18 protein-coding genes are annotated in these 20,070 nt (G+C 58.2%); 8 read left to right on the forward strand and 10 right to left on the reverse strand.

Features of this window, described 5'->3' with window-relative positions; genetic code table 11:
- Positions 1 to 6 precede the first annotated feature (6 nt).
- The 4 genes from HF931_RS02890 to HF931_RS02905 all read right to left on the reverse strand — a co-directional run bounded on the left by HF931_RS02890 (position 7) and on the right by HF931_RS02905 (position 5,942).
- A complete protein-coding gene (locus HF931_RS02890) occupies positions 7 to 1,275 on the reverse strand; it encodes a multidrug effflux MFS transporter (protein WP_273241805.1) in 1,269 nt (422 codons plus the stop codon).
- Between the two features lie 127 nt (positions 1,276 to 1,402).
- The gene (locus HF931_RS02895; RefSeq protein WP_035549205.1) at positions 1,403 to 1,978 is read right to left on the reverse strand and encodes a CC0125/CC1285 family lipoprotein; all 576 of its coding nucleotides are present in this window, start codon (positions 1,976 to 1,978) and stop codon (positions 1,403 to 1,405) included.
- 156 nt (positions 1,979 to 2,134) lie between these two features.
- A complete protein-coding gene (locus tag HF931_RS02900; RefSeq protein WP_273241806.1) occupies positions 2,135 to 3,565 on the reverse strand; it encodes an aldehyde dehydrogenase family protein in 1,431 nt (476 codons plus the stop codon).
- A gap of 100 nt (positions 3,566 to 3,665) precedes the next feature.
- The gene (locus HF931_RS02905; RefSeq protein ID WP_273241807.1) at positions 3,666 to 5,942 is read right to left on the reverse strand and encodes an NADP-dependent malic enzyme; all 2,277 of its coding nucleotides are present in this window, start codon (positions 5,940 to 5,942) and stop codon (positions 3,666 to 3,668) included.
- Positions 5,943 to 6,114: 172 nt separating this feature from the next.
- Here HF931_RS02905 and mutS point away from each other — a divergent pair, with 172 nt between their 5' ends.
- On the forward strand, positions 6,115 to 8,814 hold the full coding sequence (gene mutS / locus HF931_RS02910; protein WP_273241808.1) for a DNA mismatch repair protein MutS: 2,700 nt from the start codon (positions 6,115 to 6,117) through the stop codon (positions 8,812 to 8,814).
- Here mutS and HF931_RS02915 read toward each other — a convergent pair.
- The 4 genes from HF931_RS02915 to rsfS form a co-directional block, all read right to left on the reverse strand.
- Complete coding sequence (locus HF931_RS02915) at positions 8,811 to 10,013, reverse strand: FAD-dependent oxidoreductase (RefSeq protein ID WP_273241809.1); 1,203 nt, start codon at positions 10,011 to 10,013, stop codon at positions 8,811 to 8,813. The two genes, mutS and HF931_RS02915, sit on opposite strands and share 4 nt — an antisense overlap.
- 1 nt (position 10,014) lies before the next feature.
- On the reverse strand, positions 10,015 to 11,310 hold the full coding sequence (locus HF931_RS02920) for a TAXI family TRAP transporter solute-binding subunit (protein ID WP_273241810.1): 1,296 nt from the start codon (positions 11,308 to 11,310) through the stop codon (positions 10,015 to 10,017).
- Positions 11,311 to 11,615: 305 nt separating this feature from the next.
- Positions 11,616 to 12,080 (reverse strand): 23S rRNA (pseudouridine(1915)-N(3))-methyltransferase RlmH, encoded by a 465-nt coding sequence (locus HF931_RS02925; protein WP_273241811.1) that lies wholly within the window; start codon positions 12,078 to 12,080, stop codon positions 11,616 to 11,618.
- A 9-nt stretch (positions 12,081 to 12,089) separates the two neighbouring features.
- Positions 12,090 to 12,422 carry a ribosome silencing factor gene (gene rsfS, locus HF931_RS02930; RefSeq protein WP_206741152.1) on the reverse strand — a complete coding sequence of 111 codons (333 nt, stop codon included), beginning with the start codon at positions 12,420 to 12,422 and terminating at the stop codon, positions 12,090 to 12,092.
- Positions 12,423 to 12,684: 262 nt separating this feature from the next.
- On the opposite strand from rsfS, the gene HF931_RS02935 reads away from it, so the two are divergent.
- The 4 genes from HF931_RS02935 to HF931_RS02950 all read left to right on the forward strand — a co-directional run bounded on the left by HF931_RS02935 (position 12,685) and on the right by HF931_RS02950 (position 15,246).
- Positions 12,685 to 13,368 (forward strand): BON domain-containing protein, encoded by a 684-nt coding sequence (locus HF931_RS02935; RefSeq protein ID WP_081806038.1) that lies wholly within the window; start codon positions 12,685 to 12,687, stop codon positions 13,366 to 13,368.
- A gap of 46 nt (positions 13,369 to 13,414) precedes the next feature.
- Positions 13,415 to 14,365, forward strand: a complete 951-nt coding sequence (gshB, locus tag HF931_RS02940; RefSeq protein ID WP_273012605.1) for a glutathione synthase — start codon at positions 13,415 to 13,417, stop codon at positions 14,363 to 14,365.
- Positions 14,366 to 14,393: 28 nt separating this feature from the next.
- The gene (locus HF931_RS02945) at positions 14,394 to 14,747 is read left to right on the forward strand and encodes a hypothetical protein (protein WP_273241812.1); all 354 of its coding nucleotides are present in this window, start codon (positions 14,394 to 14,396) and stop codon (positions 14,745 to 14,747) included.
- 103 nt (positions 14,748 to 14,850) lie between these two features.
- Complete coding sequence (locus HF931_RS02950) at positions 14,851 to 15,246, forward strand: helix-turn-helix domain-containing protein (protein ID WP_273241813.1); 396 nt, start codon at positions 14,851 to 14,853, stop codon at positions 15,244 to 15,246.
- Here the strand turns inward: HF931_RS02950 and mutM are convergent.
- Positions 15,243 to 16,088, reverse strand: coding sequence for a bifunctional DNA-formamidopyrimidine glycosylase/DNA-(apurinic or apyrimidinic site) lyase (mutM, locus tag HF931_RS02955; RefSeq protein WP_273241814.1), 846 nt, complete (start codon positions 16,086 to 16,088; stop codon positions 15,243 to 15,245). The genes HF931_RS02950 and mutM overlap by 4 nt on opposite strands.
- A gap of 48 nt (positions 16,089 to 16,136) precedes the next feature.
- On the opposite strand from mutM, the gene HF931_RS02960 reads away from it, so the two are divergent.
- Positions 16,137 to 16,925 (forward strand): class I SAM-dependent methyltransferase, encoded by a 789-nt coding sequence (locus tag HF931_RS02960; protein ID WP_035549365.1) that lies wholly within the window; start codon positions 16,137 to 16,139, stop codon positions 16,923 to 16,925.
- A 6-nt stretch (positions 16,926 to 16,931) separates the two neighbouring features.
- Here the strand turns inward: HF931_RS02960 and HF931_RS02965 are convergent, their stop codons facing one another.
- Complete coding sequence (locus HF931_RS02965) at positions 16,932 to 17,111, reverse strand: hypothetical protein (protein ID WP_273241815.1); 180 nt, start codon at positions 17,109 to 17,111, stop codon at positions 16,932 to 16,934.
- 81 nt (positions 17,112 to 17,192) lie between these two features.
- Between HF931_RS02965 and HF931_RS02970 the strand changes: the two genes are divergently transcribed.
- Positions 17,193 to 18,707 (forward strand): AarF/UbiB family protein, encoded by a 1,515-nt coding sequence (locus tag HF931_RS02970; protein WP_273241816.1) that lies wholly within the window; start codon positions 17,193 to 17,195, stop codon positions 18,705 to 18,707.
- Between the two features lie 129 nt (positions 18,708 to 18,836).
- Positions 18,837 to 20,069, forward strand: coding sequence for a bifunctional phosphopantothenoylcysteine decarboxylase/phosphopantothenate--cysteine ligase CoaBC (coaBC, locus tag HF931_RS02975; protein ID WP_273241817.1), 1,233 nt, complete (start codon positions 18,837 to 18,839; stop codon positions 20,067 to 20,069).
- Position 20,070: the final 1 nt, after the last annotated feature.

Below are 20,070 nucleotides of genomic sequence, written 5' to 3' on the forward strand. Positions count from 1 at the left end.
CGGCAATCAGCGAGAACTGAACAGTTTTCCTTTTTCCGTGATCAGAACAACGATGAGCGATCCAACGCCGAGCGCCACAAAGCCGAGCATCAAGGGCAGGGTGGTTCCGTTGTAATAGCTGCCGATCACCATGCCGAGCAGGCTGGAGACAGTCGTCGTCGCAAACCCGTAGGCTGCGGACGCCGTACCCGCGATCTTGCCAAGCGGCTCCATCGCCAGCGCTGAAAAGTTCGCACCCATCATGCCAAAACAGGCAAAGGTCAGCGTGAACATCGGGAAGAACCAGTAAAGGCTTTCACCAAACAGCCAGGTCCTCAACGCGAGCGCCGACGACATCAGGATGAACACGACCATCGCCCCGTGACTGAGCCGGCGCATACCTACACGCTCCACGAAACGGGAGTTGAAGAAGTTCGCGCCCGCCAGTGCTGCAGCGATGCCAGCGAACCAGAAGGCAAACGTCTCTTCCTGTCCGAATACACCGCGGAAGACCTGCTCGGAGGAACCGATGAAGGAAAAGAGCGCACCAAATATAATGCCGGACGCGCACATATAGCCGAAGGTGACGCGGCTGCGTCCGACTTCCAGATAGTTTCCAAAGGCCGACGCCAGATTGAGCGGCTTGCGCGAATCTTCGGGGAGGGTTTCTGGCAGGCGAAACCAGGTCCAGACCAGAAGCGCCAGACCAAACAGGGCCAGCACACCGAAGATCCATTGCCAAGGCGCGATGAACAAGACGACCTGCCCCATCGCTGGCGCGATCATTGGAACGATCATGAAGATGGTCATGACGAGAGACATGAATCCCGCCATACGACGGCCGGCATAAAGGTCCCGCACAACCGAGACCGCAACCAGGCGGGCGCCAGAGGCAAAAACGCCTTGAAGGAAACGCGCCGCCAACAGGGCGTGAAAATCTCGCAATGCTGCGCACAGAACCGCCGTTAGCGCGTATCCGATCAGGCCAATGAACAATGGCATCCGCCGCCCAAACCGGTCAGAAATCGGTCCCCAGAAAAGCTGTGGGGCGCCAAAGCCGAGAATGTAGGCGAATATGATCAATTGTTGCCGATTGGCATCTTCTGGCAACGCGCCTGTCAGCCCGGTGGCACTGGCGATTTCCCCAAGCGCAGGCAGCATGATGTCGATGGCCAGAGCATTCAGTGCCATCAAGGCGGCAACCATGACCACCATCTCGGTTCGGCTTGGCACCGAGCGACCGTGTGCGCCTTGTTTTATGAGAGGTTGTTGCGGGGGTTGTTCTGAATCTGGCATGTCCGGAAAGTCCCCGCGTTTCGTCTAGCCGGTCCATTTGGGGCGCGTTGGGACCAAAGGCCAGTGGCGAAGACATAAAAAAGCCCCGCCAGAAGGCGGGGCTGCAATGCGGTTTCGCAATCAAGGGTCAGTTTGGTTGAGGCCGAACTATGTTCATGCCCAGATTGTAGGTTACCTGCTCAGCATCGAAATACGCCGCATCGTCAGGCTTCTTGCCCTTTCCCATCAGGATTTCGGCAGATGCCACGTACTTGGTACGCTCACGATATTCAGATGGGCCGCCCCAGTAAGGGTCGAGCGGCCCAAAACGCGCGTGCCGCGATCGCAGGAAAGGATCGTGATAATAGCGGGCATAGGGGCCGAAATAGGCATAATTCAGGTGAAAATGGCTGTAATACGGAGAATATGCTCCCCCAACCGGAACCAGTCGGCTGTTCGAGTCTGTTTCGCGGCGCACAACCCGGAAATGATCATACCCATTCAGACGAGTCAGCTCTGCAGCGCGATAGAGAAGATAGGTCTCTACCGTCTTTCGGTCAGTCAGCGAATTACCGGAGAACTCGACCTGAAAGCGATTGTCTTCAATCTTCACTTCTGAGTAGCCGCTATTGCCGTCAATGGCAGCCTGATAGGGCGTAGCGGTGGCGCAGGCACCTAGTAAGGCCAGCGCGGCCAATGCGCCTGAAAGCTTTAATGTGGGCATGGGGCGAACCCTCCTCAGTGTTGATCCCGCCATTTTATGGAGGAAGCTGGCTGAACACTAGTTGAATTGGCTTCACGTTTCAGCGAGCAGATTGTTCCTGGAACAAAAAAGGGCGACCCGGAGGCCGCCCTGTACTCATTTGTCTGAAACGTCAGATTACGCGGCCTTGTAGCCCATCACGGCTTTCACTTCGAGGAACTCCTCGAAACCGTATTCGCCCCATTCGCGGCCATTGCCAGACTGGCCATAGCCACCGAATGGCGCCGTGAAGTCCGGGCGGGCTCCATTGACCTGGATCTGGCCAGCGCGGATACGGTTGGCCACTTTGCGGGCCTCGTCTTCTGCGCCCTGCACATAGCCTGCGAGACCATAAACCGTATCGTTCGCCATCTGGACCGCATCGTCGACATCCTCATACGGGATCATGACCAGCACCGGCCCGAAAATTTCTTCTCGAGCGATCGTCATGTCATTCGTCACGTTTGCAAACACGGTCGGACGCGCAAAATAGCCCTTGTTGAAGCCTTCCGGACGTCCCGGACCACCAGCAACCAGGGTTGCGCCCTCTTCAATACCCTTCTGGATCAGGTCCTGAACCTTCTGGTACTGATTTCCGTTGGAAATTGGTCCGATCGCGCCCGGCGTCGCCTCTGCAGGCATCATCACCTTCACAGATTCAGCAGCGGCTTTTGCAATAGCGATCGCCTGCTCCTGCTGGTCCTTCTGGACGAACATGCGCGACGGAGCGTTACAGGACTGACCAGAGTTGGTCATCATCTGCATCACGCCACCGCCGACGGCCTTTTCGAGATCCGCTGAAGGCAGGATGATATTCGGGCTTTTGCCACCCAGCTCCTGGGCGACGCGTTTCACCGTCGGTGCAGCGGCCTGGGCGACCAGAACACCAGCACGGGTCGAGCCGGTAAAGCTCATCATGTCAACATCCGGGTGGGCCGAGAGAGAGGAACCAACGCCCGGACCATCACCGTTCACGAGGTTGAACACGCCCTTCGGCACACCGGCCTCATGCATGATTTCGGTGAGGATCATGGCATCCAGGGGAGCAATCTCGGATGGCTTCAGAACCATCGTGCAGCCTGCGGCAATGGCAGGCGCCACTTTGCAGGCAATCTGATTGAGCGGCCAGTTCCATGGCGTGATGAACCCGCAGACGCCAATCGGCTCCTTGCGGAGCAACGTCGTGCCTTTCAATTCTTCGAATTGATATTCGCGAAGGATCGCAGCGGTGGTGCCGAAATGGCCCATACCAGCTGGCACTTGCGCAGCGTTGGCCAGCCACATCGGCGCGCCCATCTCATTTGAGATCGCCTCAGCCATTTCAGGCATACGTGCCTTGATGCCTGCAGCAATCTTTTCCAGCAACTCAGCGCGATACTCCACGCTCGTTTGCGAAAATGATGGGAAGGCAGCCTTCGCAGCAGCAACGGCCTTGTCGACATCTGCTTTCGAGCCGATCGAGATGACGGCAAAACTCTCTTCAGTTGCCGGATTTTCGATTTCCATTGTCCGTGGCTCTACGGGATCTACCCATGCGCCGTCGATATAGAACTGCTTGTATTCTTTCATGCTGTTCGGGCCTCCCTGTGGTCCATTTGCTGACACGACTATAGGTGCGCCACCCGCCACGGGCGAGTCCTGACGCAGCGTAATTTCAATGGCCGCGAAATCAGCTGCCGTGTACGTGATCTACGTCGAAAGCCGCAATCGTGGCGAGGTTCACAATGTCGCCCACGGTCGCACCGAGGGAGGCGATCTGAACCGGCTTTTCCAAACCAAGCAGCATCGGGCCGATCACCGTTGCACGGCTCATGGACTCCAGAAGCTTGGTCGAGATTGAAGCTGCATGAATCGCAGGCATCACCAGCACGTTCGCCGGGCCAGTCAGGCGGGAGAACGGATAGAGCAGCTTGTGGCTCGGATTGAGTGCAACGTCGGCGCTCATATCGCCCTCATACTCAAAATCGATGCCGCCCATACTGTCGAGAATTGCCACCGCTTCGCGCACTTTTTCCCCACGCTCACCCATCGGATTTCCGAACGTAGAGTAGGAGAGGAAGGCAACGCGCGGAGAGAATCCGAGCGAACGAACCGCGCGCGCAGATTCCATTGCTATGTTGGCGAGATCTTCGCCCTGCGGCAGTTCGGTAACGCTCGTGTCCGCAATAAAGACGGTGCGTCCCCGGTTAATCACCATGGACATGCCGATCACAGCTTGGCCCGGGATCGGGTCCAGGACGAGCAGCGAGTCATTCAACGCGACGTCGTAGTTCCGGGTCACCCCGGTCACCATGCCGTCAGCATCACCATTCTTCAGCATGCAGCAACCGAACACGTTCCGGTCCTGATTGACGAGACGCTGGGCGTCGCGCTTCAGGTAGCCGTCACGCTGGAGGCGCGCATACAGCATGTCCGTATAGAGCGGATTGTTGTCGGATACGCGCGCATTGATGATTTCCAGCGACCCCTTGGCGACACCCATCTGTTCCATGGCGCGCTCGACCTGAGCTTCGCGGCCGATAAGGATCGGATGGCCAAGGCCCTGGTTCTTGAAGCTGAAAGCGGCACGTACAACGGCAGGCTCTTCGCCCTCAGCGAACACGATCCGGCGCTGCAGCTCCTTGCAACGAGCTTGAACGCCTTGAATGAACGAAGCCGATGGGTCAGCCCGGCGAGCCAGAGAGTGGCGGTAGGCTTCCATGTCTTCAATAGGTTTACGCGCAACGCCGGTATCCATTGCGGCCTGGGCCACGAATGGCGGGATAAAGCTGATCAGACGCGGGTCAAATGGGGTTGGAATAATATATTCACGCCCGAAGCTTGGGCGGGCACCATGGTACGCAGCTGCCACTTCATCCGGCACGTCTTCACGCGCCAGCTCGGCCAGCGCCTGCGCAGCCGCAACTTTCATTTCCTCATTGATACCACGAGCCCGCACATCAAGCGCGCCGCGGAAAATATATGGGAAGCCGAGAACGTTGTTGACCTGGTTTGGATAGTCCGACCGTCCGGTCGCAATAATCGCATCATCGCGAACCGACTTGATGTCTTCCGGCGTAATCTCCGGATCCGGATTAGCCATTGCAAAGATGATCGGGTCCTTCGCCATGGACTTCACCATCTCTGTTGAGACAGCGCCCTTCACCGAAAGTCCCAGAAAGACGTCGGCGCCATCCATGGCTTCCGCAAGCGTGCGCTTGGTTGTCTTCACCGCGAAGGCAGACTTGAACTGATCCATCTTCTCGGAGCGCCCCTCATAGACCACACCAGTGGAGTCGCACATCAGGATATTCTCGGCTTTCACGCCGAGGTGCCGGATGAGACCTGCACAGGAAAGGCCGGCGGCCCCTGCCCCGGACACAGCAACTTTCAGGTCTTCCAGTTTGCGGCCCGTAATGTGGCACGCATTGATCAGGCCAGCCGCCGCGATGATCGCGGTGCCGTGCTGGTCATCATGGAAGACTGGAATGTCCAATTCTTCACGCAGACGACTCTCAATGATGAAGCAATCCGGCGAAGAAATGTCTTCCAGATTGATCCCGCCCCAAGTCGCGCCGATATTGCGAACGGTTGTGATGAACTCCTCGACGTCCGTCGTGCTGACTTCCACATCGAAGCTGTCAATGTCAGCGAACCGTTTGAACAGGACGGATTTGCCTTCCATCACCGGTTTGGATGCCATTGGCCCCAGATTCCCGAGACCAAGAATAGCGGTACCGTTGGAAATAACAGCCACCATGTTGCCCTTAGCCGTGTAATCGTAGGCGCGATCCTCATCCTCAGCGATGGCGAGAACAGGAACGGCAACGCCGGGACTATAAGCCAGCGACAGATCGCGCTGAGTGCCCATTGGCTTGGTCGGCACCATCGAAATCTTGCCAGCATGTGGCTGCGAGTGGAAATCGAGGGCTTCCTGATCTGTGAAGCTCGGCCGTTTTGTGGTCATCGCGCGGAAAATCCGTTGTTGCAAAAAGTTTCAGATGAGGCCGCAAACTAGGCCGGTGCGATTGGCATGCCAACAGCAAAACCGGCCAATCAGTGCGATATGATCACTTTGTCGCGCGCAAGCTGGTGCGAGGCTTTGCGAATCTCTGGCACTGGCGCTAGCGTCCCGCTCCATGGCTGATACCGCTACACCCTCGAAACCTGCGTCCGCGCCGAGCCCGTTCTTGGCGCAATACCTGTCGATCAAGGCACGGCACGCCGATGCCCTGCTCTTCTTTCGTATGGGTGATTTCTACGAGCTCTTCTTCGAGGACGCTATTGAAGCCGCGAAGGTGCTGGACATCACGCTAACCTCTCGGGGGGAGTATGATGGCAAGCCCATTCCGATGGCGGGCGTACCCTACCATGCCGCCGAGGGATATCTCGCACGACTGATCAAGGCCGGATGCCGGGTTGCGGTATGTGAGCAGACAGAAACTCCGGCGGAAGCCAAGAAACGCGGTTCGAAGGCGATCGTTAATCGCGACATCGTCCGCATCGTAACGCCAGGAACGCTGACCGAAGACGCGCTGCTGCCGGCACGACAGGATCAGGCGCTTGCCGCCATCGCGCTCGGGACCGGTGGCACCGAAGCTGCAATTGCGGTGTGCGATGTTTCAACCGGACGATTTGATGTCACGGCGCTTGCTGCCGATGCGTTGGCCGACTCCCTCATGGCCTACCCCCTCTCCGAATTGTTGGTGTCCGACGGCGATCTCGACAAGACTGCCGTCGCCAACACGGTCTCGCTCTCAAGCGCTCCGGTCACATTCCGCCCGGCCCGTAGCGCCAATCACAAAGCTGGCGAAAACCTGCTGAAGGAGACCTTCAACATTGCCGCGCTGGAGGCGCTCGGTGATTTCAATCGCGCAGAGCTCGCAGCGATTGGATTGTTGCTGGATTATGTGAAGCTGACCCAGGCAGGCAGCGAGATCCGCCTGGACCCACCGGTTCGAGCTCGATCGGAAGGCCATCTCGCCATTGATCCGGCAACACGAACAAGCCTCGAGATCGACCAGTCGATGCGCGGAGATCGCAGTGGCTCTCTGCTCGGCACGATTGATCGGACTGTCACAGCGCCCGGCGCGCGCCTTCTGGCCGCCAGGCTGGCGCGTCCGTCCGTCGACCGGGACGAGATCGAGGCACGCCTCGATGCCGTGTCCTGGTTTGCCGACGACCGCGATACGGTTGAGACGGTCAGATCGAGCCTCAAAGCAGCGCCAGACCTTGAACGGGCACGAACCCGCCTCCGCCTCGGGCGAGGTGGACCGCGGGATCTTGTCGCCATTGGTCGCGCATTGGTTGCCGCCCACGAAGCTGCAAGCCGCCTCACAGCTCTGGGAACCGTCTTGCCGTCCAGGATTTCTGACGCAACCCAAGCGCTGAACCTCAACAAGGATGCCTCGCTTGCCGAGCTCTCCCGCGATCTCGAAACAGCGTTGTCCGAAAACCCACCTACCTTGGCCCGTGACGGCGGATTCATCGCCCAAGGTTGGGACGCTGCGCTGGACGAGGCGCGCGGCCTTCGTGATGACAGCCGCCAGATCATTGCTGCGCTCCAGGCCCGATATGCGGACGACACCGGCATTTCTGCGCTGAAGATCAAATTCAACAATGTGCTCGGCTATTTTGTTGATGTGCCTGCCCGGCATGGGGACGCTCTCATGAAGCCCCCCTTGTCAGAGACCTTCATTCATCGCCAGACACTGGCCAGCAATGTTCGCTTTTCAACGCAGGAATTGTCTGAACTCGCCGGGAAAATATCGCGCGCAGAAAACGAAGCCAAAGGACGCGAACTTGCAATCTTTGACCAGTTCTGCAGCCGCATTGATGGGCTGAGCCCTTCCCTCTCCCGGTCTGCCTCTGCCATTGCTGAACTGGATGTCGCCGCCGCTTCCGCGGAATGGGCATTCGAAGCGGATGCGGTTCGCCCGGCCCTGACCGATGACACCACATTCAAGGCGACCGGCTTGCGCCATCCGGTCGTCGAAGCCGCGCTGAAGAAAGATGGGCAAGGCTTCACTGCAAATGATCTGAACCTGAGCGGCGACGATACGGGTACGCGCCTACTTCTCGTCACCGGTCCAAACATGGCAGGTAAGTCGACCTATTTGCGGCAGGGTGCACTGGCGGTGATATTGGCCCAGTCCGGTTTATTCGTGCCCGCACGATCCATCACCCTGGGCCTCTGTGACCGCATCTTCTCTCGCGTCGGCGCGTCGGACGACCTGGCCCGAGGCAGATCAACCTTCATGGTTGAAATGGTGGAAACTGCCGCAATCCTGAACCAGGCAACCGAGCGCAGCTTCGTCATCATGGACGAAGTCGGTCGCGGCACTTCAACATGGGATGGCCTTGCCATCGCCTGGGCAGCGGTCGAACATTTGCACTCAGTCAATAAATCGCGGGCCTTGTTTGCCACGCATTATCATGAACTGACAAAGCTCGTCGAAGACCTGCCCGGTGCAGCAAACGCGTCGCTGCGCGCGAAAGAGTGGAAGGACGATCTTGTCTTCCTGCACGAAGTACAATCTGGCCCGGCAGACAAATCCTATGGTGTTCAAGTTGCCAAACTGGCGGGACTTCCGAAGAAGGCCGTCAGACGCGCAGGGCAAATACTGAAACAGCTGGAAGCGGAACCCAGTGCACCCGAAAGCCTGCCCTTGTTCGCAGCTGCATCTTTTACACCGGACACGGAAGACGATGCTGTCCCCGAAGAGATCCTCGCCCCATCAGAGGCAGATAAAGCTTTGCAACAAATAGATCCGGACTCGCTCACACCCCGCGAAGCGCTTGATCTAATATATCGACTGAAGGCATTGGCCTCAGACTAAGCTCCCGGCAGCAGTCCCAGCCGTTTGAGCGGAGACCCGAGACCGCCACTTACCATGGCCGCCAGAATTTTCGGAGCGGGAGATATACGACTGACTGGAGCCGCCAGCCAATCCCTGAGCCAAGCGAGGCTCCCGGAATCGGACTGATAGACCGGTGTGAACAACCAGCTCATGGCCTGAAACAATCGAACATGCATTTTTCGCATGCGGGCATAGTACATCAATTGTCGGTCGAGCTCGTCTGGCTCTCCCAACGCGCGCGCCAACGCATACGCATCCAGCAACGCCATATTGGCTCCCTGCCCCAATTGCGGACTGGCAGCATGCCAACTATCGCCAATGTGAACGACACGCTGGTCAACAACCGGCCTGTGCGTGCGATGTTCATATCGGGCAAATGTCAACTGATCGTGGTTTTCCAGCGGCTCCAGCAACGCGGAGGTCTCCGGCCAGAGATCAATGGCCTCACGCTTCCAGTCTGATAATGGCGCCTGTTTCCACTGCATGTATGCATCATTGCGGATAGACCAGAAATAGGTAAGGCATTCCTGCGCAGAGTCGCTTGAACGGCCAGATGGCATGACGCCTGACATTTGGCGCGCCTGTCTGTACCGCTGGACCAGCGCGTCCAACTCGAAGCCAGCATTCTCTTGCCACGGAAGAGTTGCCCACAATGCTCCATATGGAAGCGCATGGCGAGCCCGCAGGGATAACGGCGACCGAACGCCAAGTGCATCCACCACAATGTCAAATGGGCCAAGTGTGGTCCCCTCCCCTGTCGTCAACAGGCCTTGTCCGGCGCTTACCGAAATGATCCGCATCGAAGGCACAATTTCTGCGCCTGCGTATACAGCGGCTTGGTATACGAGATCAAACAGTGCGCCGCGCTGGATCGCAACCCCGCAAAGTCCCGGTCGCAAAGCCCCATACTGAACATCCAGCACCGTCCGTCCATTGTCCACGGATTGTCCATGCAGGCGACGAATGGTTGAACCCAGCTCCGACGCAGCTTCGCGCAGTCCCAACTCGCCCAATATGGTGAGACCGGTTTCCTGCAGGATCAGTCCAGCCCCGACAGGTCTCGGCGCATCGAATTGGTCAAATACGGAAACCTTGTGGCCGTCGCGGGCAAGAAACGCCGCTGCTGCAAGTCCCCCAATACCCGCACCGGCAATCGCAATCTTGCGGGCCTCAGACATGTCAGCCGGCAACCCTTACCGGGTTATGATTGCAAACGAGCTGCTTCACGAACTCAACATGGCTTCGTAAGCGATAAAGGTCATCCGTGTAGGACAAGGGAACCTCCACCGCGCCGATCTCGGCTTGCAATGCCTCCAGTTCTTCAAGCACCTGATCTCGCTGATCATCGCGATCTGCAGCCCGGCCCCGCTCTTCAAGCGTGCGTAAGTCTTCATACCAGACATAGATCTTCCGGCGCACGCGCCAGCGATAGATAGGTGGCGCCACCCGAACGAGCGGAAACAGAAGCGTCAGAAGCGGAATTGCCAGAACCCAGGCGCGCTCCAGAAAGTTCGCCACATCAAAAGAGAAATAGCGCCGAAGAAAGGAAGGTCCATTCTGGTAGTATCGGCGCGCCTGATCCGTTATCGGCAAATCAATCAGATCAGGGTCCGGGTAGTGTCCAGCAGGCGCGAGAAGCGTGCCTTCGGAATGGATTGATGTAGCCGCGTCGATGAGCAGTGCCTCAATCGCCGGGTGCAAATCCTTGCGGACGACCAATTGAGCCACCGGAGCGACAAGGGGCACATCTGCTGCCGGAATGTCCTCTCCAATGTCCACCACACCGCGCAACAGGATGATATCGGACAAAGCCTCGTGACGCCGAGCCAGCGCAGGCGCGCGCTCGAATGGTAGTAGGCGCACATCCTCATTGACCAGAAGCCGATCAATATAGGAGGACTCTACTGAAGCCGCGAACGCGGCGGCATCGACCTCACCTGCCAGAAGCGCGTCCGCCGCTGTCGTGCCGGATAGCGTCAATCGCGTCGTCTCGATCCATTCCCCGCCATAATCTGCCTGCAGGTCCAGCGCCAGAATACGCGTGCCTGAGCCATCTCCCCCAATAGCGATGCGGGCTGCGCGCAAGTCTCCCAGGCTTTCCGCGGGAAAATCACTGCGAACGAAAACCCAGAACGGCTCCGGAAACAGCCCACCAATCGACCGCAATTCTTCGCGGTCGCGATCCGTCGCAAGACCGCCTTGCACCAGTCCGACATCGGCTTCGGAATCGTCGAGCAGACGCAGATTGTCGATCGAACCTTGAGTCTCAACAAGTTCAACCTCAACGCCCTCTTCCGCGAGCAAGCGTTGATACCGCTCTGCAAACGCATGGTAGGCGCCGCCCGGGCTACCGGCGGCAAATCGAATATTCTTTGGAGGGGCCGGGTCCATAAGCACGAGGGCCAGCAATACCCCGGCAAGGGCGACGACCACCAATGGCCAATAGACTTTCAGGAAATCCCGCAATCCCGACATCAACCAGGCCTCCCACCTCGCATTTCCATGACGGTTAAAGCTCTAGGCCGGGAACTTGCAAGGATCAACAAAGCGTAACGCGCTGCCTTCAAATGGCCGCATGCACGCCGCGCATGGAACCTATTCCGTTAGGAGAGTGTTCATATAGGCAACGCGGCACCAAATAGGCCCGAGCAGCAAGAAAGGACCGAACCGGTGAGCAATCCAATTTCCCTGACAAGACTTCTGTCAGTTACGGTGATGGGCCTGATTGCCGCTCTGGCGTTCATCATGATCCTGATGCCTGCGCCATCGCTCTACGCTGGTTAGTCTTTGTGATAGGGTGTTCCCGCCAGAATCGACACAGCACGATAGACCTGTTCTGAAATCATGACGCGAACGAATCTGTGTGGCCAGGTCTGAGGCCCGAATGCGATTGTGTCCGGCACCGCTGCTTTCACTGCGTCACCATAGCCTTCCGCTCCACCAATAAGGAACACCAGGTCTGGGACACCCTGGTCGCGCCATTTTGCAAGATTGGCGGCGAAATCACGGGAGCGGTGAGCTCGTCCGAACTCGTCCAGTCGAATGCATTTGGCGCCAGCGGGCAGTTTCGCCAGGATCCGCTCGGCCTCTGCGTCGAGCCCGCCCCCGCTCGCCACCTCGACCTCTTCAATTCCTCTAAATCCAAGAGACCGCGCAATGGGACCGGCCCGCTTGATGTATTCATCGACAAGTTCGCGCTCCGGCCCGGACTTCATCCGACCGACGACGAGGAAAATGATCCGCATCCGTGCGCGCTAATTCGCGGGTGTGCGGTGGGCGTTGTCAGAGGCCCAGATCTTTTCGAGGTTGTAGAACTCACGGACCTCGGGACGAAACAGATGCACGATAACGTCCCCGGTATCGATCAACACCCAGTCAGCATTGGGCATACCTTCGATACTGGCCGGGCGTCCGGTCAGCTTCTTGATGTCCTGTGCGAGATGATCTGCCAGAGCCGCGACGTGACGACCGGAACGGCCTGATGCGATGATCATGAAGTCAGCGAGCGAAGATTTGCCTTCAAGGTCGATGAAGAGAACATCTTCCGCCTTGTCATCCTCAAGGGCCTTGGCGAGAGTTTCGGCCACGTTGCGGATGTCGTCGAGAGTGGCCTGCTGGGCGGGCTGTAGCCGCGGGGCGCTAGGGGTCAGGGGTCCGGTTCCTTCTGGTTACGATCTGCTCAAGATAATAGCATCCGTAGGCCGGAACAACCAGTGAATTACGGGTGATTCGGATCGATTTCAGCGGGAAACCATGCCAATTTGCAGTTGGTGTCAGTCTCGCCAGATTTTCGCCGCAACCTGATGGCAGGTACGCACATTGATAAGATCGCTGATGGAGTAGACTCATATGCGCACGCAACTTGCCGCCGCCGCCCTTGTGTTGGCCATGCCCCTTTGCGGTTGTGCCGCAGCGGCCCTTGGTACAGCTGGCGCTGTGGGTGTCGCCGCTGTTCAGGACAAATCACTTGGCGAAGCCGTCGACGATGCGACCGCTTCAAATCAGATCAAAAGCAAGCTTCTTTCCGAAAGCGCAAATCGGTTTGGCGAAGTTGATGTTGAAGTAACGAGCGGTCTCGTTCTGTTGTCAGGGCGCGTTGATACGCCGGAGGACCGGGTCAAAGCCGAAGGCATAGCCTGGACGTCGCCGCTGACACGTGACGTCGCAAACGAGATTCGGATCGAACCAGCAGGCGGCTTCCTGGCCAATGTATCGGACGAGTTGATCACGGCACGGGTTCGCTCTCGCCTTGTTGGATCGAGCTCCGTCAAGAGTGTGAACTTCAATATCGAAACCTATAATGGCGTCGTTTACCTGATGGGCATCGCCCGCTCAGCAGAAGAACTGAAGCGCGCCGCTGAGGAAGCGAGCGTCGTTGGCGGCGTGAAGCAGGTTGTATCTTATGTTCGCGTGCGGGATGGCCGCTCTCAACAGGCTGCGCCAACACTCCAGGGCGGAGCCTCTTATCAAAGCGCGCCTGATGCCTCATATGACACAAGTGCCGACGGCGAGCTGATCGGCGCAAGTTACTAAGCAGGGCCTCACCGCACGGGCGGTGGCCCATGAAGGAGCCGCCCCCATGAGTTTGCGCGTTGCGATCCAGATGGATCCGCTCGAATCCGTCAATATTGACGGTGACACCACATTCGCCCTGGCTGAGACCGCGCAGGCGCGCGGCATGGAGCTGTTCGTCTACGGCCCCGAAAAACTCAGCACGGAGGCAGGCCGGCTTACGGCAGAAGTGCGCCCGGCGCGCGTACAGCGCGTCAGGGAAACGCCGGGCTTGTTCGGCGACACGACACGACTGGACCTTGCAACCGATGTCGATGTCATCCTGATGCGTCAGGATCCGCCCTTCGACATGAGCTATATTACGGCCTGTCACCAGCTGGAGCAGATTTCGGACAAGACACTGGTCGTGAATGATCCGGAAGGCGTGCGCTCAAGCCCGGAAAAAATCTTTCCGCTGATGTTCCCGGAGCTAATGCCCCCTACCCTTGTGTCGCGCGATCTAGAAGCAATTCAGGAGTTTCGTGACAGGCACAAGGACATCATCATCAAGCCCCTTTATGGGCATGGCGGTGCAGGTGTATTCCGCCTGAAGAACGGCGACTCCAATTTTGACTCCCTCACCGAACTCTTTTTTAGCCGCTCCCGCGAACCAGTGATGGTTCAGGCATTCCTTCCAGCCGTCAGCGAAGGTGACAAGCGGATCATCCTGATCGATGGCAAGGCCGTAGGCGCAGTGAACCGCCGCCCCAAGGATGGGCAGGTCCGTTCCAACCTCGTTGTTGGCGGCACTGCCGAAGCCAGCGACCTGAGCGATGCCGACAAACGAATTTGTGATGCCATCGGTCCGGAGCTGAAGCGTCGGGGACTTGTTCTCACAGGCATAGACGTCATTGGCGGTCGCCTGACCGAGGTGAATGTCACATCTCCAACCGGAGTTCAGGCGATCAAGAAGCTGAGCGGCATTGATATCGCCTCCATTTTCTGGGACTCTGTGCTGGACAAACTTGCGAGCCGCTAGGGCACGCGCCAAGAATGGGGACATGTTCATGAAACTGACGACAACCTTTGCGCTCGCTTCACTTTGCCTTGTGGGCACCGCCTGTTCGCAGGCGGCTGACAGCGAAGAGGCGCAAGCCGTCATTGCAACAGAGACCGCTCAGATCGAAGATGAGTACACAGGGTCGCTGAACCTGAATCTTCCATCAACCACCCTGTCGGACGACTCGACCTCTGGCTCATTGAACCTGCGCATTGGACAGGGTGATGAAGATGATGGCCTGTTGATCCGGTCCGGCGAGTTTGGAACTGGAAACTTTGACGATGAGCCGCCCACCATCCTGTCCCTGCCAGAACAATCGGCAGAATCCGGTGAGGAAGTTATCCGGCTCGACCCAAAATAGCGCCGCCGCACAACCGTTGCTGGTGCAAATTGATCGATCGGAGTTGATTTCAACTTTTGATTGTATACACTTCCTGGGTTAGCGCTGTGTCCAGGACATCAAGATGCCGCAAGACAGGTCAAACACCACATCCCGACGGCCCACTGGCGCGGATCGCTTTACGGGCGTTCAGATTCGTCAGGCTCGGCGCGAACTGGGCTTCACGCAGGAAGACCTGGCCAGCACACTGGGACTGACGTTTCAGCAGATCCAGAAATATGAAGCTGGGCACAGTCGGTTGTCGGTTGGGCGACTCCGGGAAGTGGCAATCGCACTCGGCAAGCCTGTAGGGTTTTTCTTCCTGCCCGTTCCCGCACTTCCGACCAGCCAGCAGTCGGAAGCCCGCAAACTGAGAATGCTTCAACAGGAAGCAAAAAAACACATCGACGATCTGGCCGAACAAGCTGACCTGATGGCCGCCATTCGAATTCTCAGCGCGCTTTCAGCTCGGCAATCCTAGCGCTGGCATTTGCTACAGAAGAAGCTCGACCGGCCAGACTGGACGATACGCTGAATGGGCTGATCGCAGTTCCGACACGCCTGCCCCTCCCGGTCATAGACGGCGAAAGCATGCTGGAAGTACCCCAGTTCGCCACTGGCGCTCGCAAAGTCTGAAATGGAGGACCCACCCGCCGCAATCGCCTCGGCAATCACATCATTGATGGCTGGCACCAGCCGTGCCGCCCGTTGACCCGGGATTGTCGCCGCGTGTCGCCGGGGCGACACACCTGCTCGCCAGAGCGCTTCGCATACATAAATATTGCCAAGGCCGGCAATGACGGCCTGGTCCAGAAGGGCAGATTTGACAGGTGTTTTCCGTCCCTTGAGGGCGCTATTCAAATACGCTTCCGAAAACCCGTTCGACAGCGGCTCCGGCCCCATCGCCATTAACCGTGGATAGGCCTCGATTTGCGCGGCTGGCCAAAGTTCCATGAATCCAAACCGCCGGGGGTCATTGTAGGTCACCCGCGCCCCGCTTGCGAGTTCAAACACGACGTGATCGTGGCGCGGATCGGTTCCGGTTTCATGGTGGAACTCGCCAATTTTCGTGTCAGAAACGGTAAAGCGCCCCGTCATGCCAAGATGCATGACGAGAACCTCATCCGTGGACAAGGCGAGCGTGAGAAACTTCGCCTTTCGTCCCAGATGTGAGATGCGCGCGCCCGTGAGGCGCTCAGCGAACCGCTCAGGAAAAGGAAACCGCAAATCAGCGCGATTCTGGCTGAGGTGCAGAATCTGCTGCCCTTCCATCACAGGGGCAAGTCCGCGGCGAACTGTCTCGACTTCGGGTAATTCAGGCATGGCAATGGCATATAGCCTACCATGCACGAGGCAACTATGGTGACACGCATGACGGCAGACAGTGAAACCGAACGCAAAGTCTCATTCGGATTTGAGGACGTAACCGAGTCAGAAAAAGTCGCCCGTGTGAAGGGTGTCTTTCGCTCAGTGGCGTCTCGCTACGATCTGATGAATGATCTCATGTCTGCAGGCGTGCATCGCCTCTGGAAGCATGACGCGATGAACCAGGTAAATCCCCAGCCGGGAGAACGGCATCTGGATGTCGCTGGTGGTACGGGTGAGCTCGCCCGTGCGTTCCTGACGCTGGCCGACAAGGCAGGCAAACGACGCGGCCTCGATTCGCAAGCGACGGCGATTGTGTGCGACATCAATGATGCCATGCTGGAAGCAGGCAAGGCGCGCCCGGACAATCAAAAATGGGAGGGTCGTCTCGATTGGGTCTGCGCTGATGGTCAAAGCCTGCCCTATCCGAACCGATCATTTGATGCGGTGACGGTTTCCTTTGGCATTCGCAATTTTGCGGACCGCGTCGCGGGCTTGCGAGAATTCCGCCGCGTCTTGAAACCGGGTGGTCGTCTCGCTGTTCTGGAATTCAGCCATATGACCGTGCCTGCGCTGCAGGCCGCCTATGACACGTACAGCTTCAATGTCATCCCGAAATTGGGCAGCCTCGTCGCTGGCGATGAAGCCAGCTACCAGTATCTCGTGGAATCCATCCGCAAATTCCCCGCACAGGATGAGTTCCGTCAGGAAATTGAAGCCTCGGGGTTCTCCCGCGTCAGTGTAACGAATTACTCCGGTGGCATCGCCGCCCTGCACTTTGGCTGGGCAGTTTAATGCGCGTCAGCTCGGGTTCATTTCCGGTGTCAAACTGGAGCGCTGGGTCGGGTCCAACAACAGCTCATTGGGTGGCGGACTCGTGTCTGCATAATACACAGCTGCGGCGATCATCGCCGACACAAGCAAACCACTCATCACAAAGTATAGAATTCCTTTGTTTTTCGGTGCTTTTTTAGTGGCCATGATAGCCTCCTCCATAAATAGATTATCCCTGAACAAACGCTGCACGGAACGACCGGTTCCCACGGCGCAATGGAGCCGCACATGGGAATGATCGGAGATTATCGCCGCCTGATGCGTGCAGGGATCGCTCTGGCCCGCCATGACGTCATCTTGCCGGGCGCATATCAGACCCGCCTGCCCTTACCCGCCCGAATCGCTGGACGGATCCTGCGGCTCGTCGGTGGTGGCGCGAAAGGTCGGCCTGGCCAGAGACTTGCCCGCGCTCTCGAAAAGCTCGGCCCGGCTTACATCAAGCTGGGGCAATTCCTGGCGACGCGGCCCGATGTATTCGGCGCCGAAGTAACCGAAGACCTGGGACGGCTGAAGGACAAGCTGCCCCCCTTCTCCATGAAAGCAGCGCGCGCTGCCCTCGCTGAAGAATTCGGCGCGGCCGACGCAAAACACCTGTTCGGAGATCTGTCAGACCCGGTCGCAGCCGCCTCTCTGGCGCAGGTCCACAAGATGGAGTTGGCAGGTGGCACTCGCGCCGTGAAGATCCTGCGTCCCGGAATTGAGCGACAGCTGACGGTAGAACTCTCCGCCATGAAGCGCGCGGCACGTACAATTGAGGGCATATCCGCGGAAAGCCAGCGCCTCAAACCGGTTGCGTTCACAGAGACCATCGCCGCTGCCATGATGCGCGAGACTGATCTGCGTCTGGAAGCAGGCGGCGCAGACGAAATGCATGAGATCAGTCAGAAATCCGGCCATTTCGTTGTGCCGGGCGTCGATTGGGATCGCACGGGTCGCCGTGTTCTGACTATCGACTGGATTGATGGAACACCTCTGACTGACCCAAAGGCGCTGGACCGTCCGGGTATCGACCGCAAGAAACTGGCGAACGACATCACGCAAGGCTTTCTCACGCATGCCATCGAATACGGCGTGTTTCATGCGGACATGCATGAAGGGAATTTGATTATCACGCCAGAGGGAAAAGTAGCCCTGATCGATTTCGGCATCATCGGCCGGATCGGCATGACAGAGCGCCGGTTCCTGGCGGAAATTCTGTGGGGCTTCCTGAAACGCGACTATCTGCGCGTTGCCGAGGTGCATTTCGAAGCTGGATACGTTCCGGCCACCCAATCCGTCGGAGAGTTTGCACAAGCACTGCGTTCCATAGGGGAACCCGTTCACGGCAAGCCCGCCGAAGAAGTTTCGATGGGCCGCGTTCTGCTGCAACTCTTCGACTACACGCACACATTTGGCATGTCTCTGCGCCCGGAACTGGTTCTGCTCCAGAAAACAATGGTTCAGGTCGAGGGCGTTGCACGTGCGATTGATCCCTCACACAATATCTGGTTCGCGTCTGAACCGGTTGTTGGAGGCTGGATACGCCGCAGTTTCGGCCCGGAGGGCGCAGCAAAGCTGGTGGCGGGAAATGTGAAAGAGATTACCAACCGGCTGAAGCGATTGCCGGAAGTGATGGACCGGTTTGAGGCCTCACTTGAGCCGCCTGCACCGCTCCCGCCGCCAACCAGACGGTTTGCGCCCTGGTGGGGCTGGTTCGGCTTTATCACGGCTCTGGTAGCCCTCGCCATATGGGCGGCGAAATAGCCCGATGACAGCAAAATCCTGCAAAACCTGGCGAAATCCTTAACTGACACGGCAGGTTCACGGGGATTTCATGGGGCATCGGCAAGGAATTTGCGGTAAGAGTGCCATCAAGACTGAAGGCCCCGATTAATGACGCAGAAACGCATCCTCCTGATCATTTCCGGCGGAATTGCCGCCTATAAAAGCCTGGAGCTTATCCGGGAGTTGCGCCGGCGCGACATTGCCTGTCGTTGCATCGTCACCAAGGGGGGCCAGGAATTCGTGACGCCCCTGTCTATTTCAGCCCTGTCAGGCGACAAGGTGTACACCGAACTCTTCAACCTCAGCGACGAAGCCGAAATGGGCCATATCGAGCTGTCTCGTTCGGCTGACCTCGTCGTCGCCTGCCCGGCGACCGCAGACCTGATGGCCAAAGCCGCTGGTGGCCTTGCCAATGATCTTGCATCCACAACTCTGCTGGCAACCGACAAGCCGGTTCTGATGGTGCCTGCCATGAATGTCCGGATGTGGCAGCATCCTGCCACCATGCGCAACATCGAGACATTGCGCGCCGATGGCGTTACGGTGATGGAGCCGGACGAAGGCGCGATGGCCTGTGGTGAATTTGGACCTGGGCGGCTTCCAGAGATCCCGGCGATTGTAGCCGAGATTGAGCGCATGCTGGCGGGTGAAAACGCCGGCGCGCTTTCCGGTACTCACGCCCTTGTCACAGCCGGCCCGACACGGGAACCGCTGGACCCGGTCCGCTTCCTCTCAAATCATTCGTCCGGCAAACAGGGCTACGCCATAGCCGAAGCGCTCGCGCGTCTGGGCGCGCAGGTCACGCTCGTATCTGGGCCGGTTTCCCTGCCTGCCCCGCGCGGCGTGAATTTGGTGCCCGTTGAGACGGCGCGGCAAATGTTGAAAGCTTGCGAAGATGCTCTGCCCGCTGATGTCTTCGTATCAGTGGCCGCCGTTGCGGACTGGCGCCCTGCCCGCGCAGCGACCAAGAAGCTGAAGATCAAAGGTGCGGGCAGCGAGCATCCATCCATGGAACTGACGGAAAACCCGGACATCCTCAAAACGCTGGCCAACAAGCGTAAGAATCGCCCTTCCCTCGTCATCGGCTTTGCGGCAGAAACCCATGATGTCGAGGAGCATGCCGTAGCGAAGCTGAAGCGCAAGAATTGTGACTGGATTGTCGCCAATGATGTGTCTGGCGATGTGATGGGGGGAACAGAGAACGAGATTGCTCTGATCTCGCGAGACGGATCCGAACGCTGGCCACGCATGGGCAAGGACGAAGTTGCCCGCCGCCTTGCCCTGAAAATTGCCGAAACCGTGGGAGATGAAGGCGACGGTTTGAAACTCGCTGCTGAATAGG

It is taken from the genome of Hyphomonas atlantica corrig., assembly GCF_017795365.1.
Classification (GTDB): Bacteria; Pseudomonadota; Alphaproteobacteria; order Caulobacterales; family Hyphomonadaceae; genus Hyphomonas; species Hyphomonas atlantica.